Source organism: Nonomuraea cypriaca, from assembly GCF_015645445.1.
GTDB lineage: Bacteria > Actinomycetota > Actinomycetes > Streptosporangiales > Streptosporangiaceae > Nonomuraea > Nonomuraea cypriaca.
Genome location: NZ_JADOGI010000554.1, coordinates 1 through 816 on the forward strand (window position 1 = coordinate 1; position 816 = coordinate 816).

Here is an 816-nt window from a genome sequence, read left to right on the forward strand (position 1 = left end):
CATCTATCCTCAGCGCTCGTGTTCCTACGCCTCCTGTACCTGCTGATGGTCCGGCTGTTCGGCTGGCTGACGCCTCTCGCGCGGGACGACACCTTCAAGGAGGTGGAGATCTCGGGCAGTGATCCGGCTACGGCTCCGCACGACCCGGAAGGGAGAAAGAAGGCAGCCGAGGCCCAAGGCCGCCGATGAACTCTGCGGACGCGAAGAGCTCCGGCGTCAGGTGTATGCCCGTGATGCGGTGGGCGAGGGCGAAGGCGGCGAGAAACTGTTTGCCGTGGTCCAGGTCGTCGGCGCCGCTGAGGTCGAAGCCGGATTCCCGCATCTCGGTGAGGAGTCCGTCCGGGTGGCTGCCGGCACGGTCGTCGGGGAAAGCCTGGTCGAAATCCAGGAGTATGGCGCCGTCGCGGTACCAGCAGAAGCGACACGCCCCAGCGATGGCGTTGTGGTTCGTGACCACCGTGCGCCCGCGCGAGAGGGGGAGCATGGCCTCATCCGTGACGCCCAGAAAGCCGTCGGGCTCGAACATCAGCGACCAACCGCCGAGGGAAGTGGCGCCCGCGAACTCCCGGTGATGGTCGAGCACTGCGTCCTGTGACGGTTTGATCAGTCCGTCCACGCCGATGATCCGCATTCCAGACTCGACTCCGAGGGCCTGGAGCAGTTCCTCGGGGGTAAGCCCTTGGACGAGCGTGACGCAGTACGTCTCGTACTGGTCTCGCTCCCGGATCCACGCGTAATCGGAGGCGGTAGTTGGGTCAGTCATGGGCCCAGCATGGCAGCCGCCACTGACACGGCCCGCCCTCGGAGACAACCGCC

General features: G+C 66.1%; 1 protein-coding gene. It reads right to left on the minus strand.

Annotated elements, in window-relative coordinates; translation table 11 throughout:
- Nucleotides 1–127: 127 nt before the first annotated feature.
- Nucleotides 128–763: a DUF6461 domain-containing protein gene (locus ITP53_RS55575; RefSeq protein ID WP_236052265.1), complete on the minus strand. Its 636-nt coding sequence runs from the start codon at nt 761–763 to the stop codon at nt 128–130.
- Nucleotides 764–816: the final 53 nt, after the last annotated feature.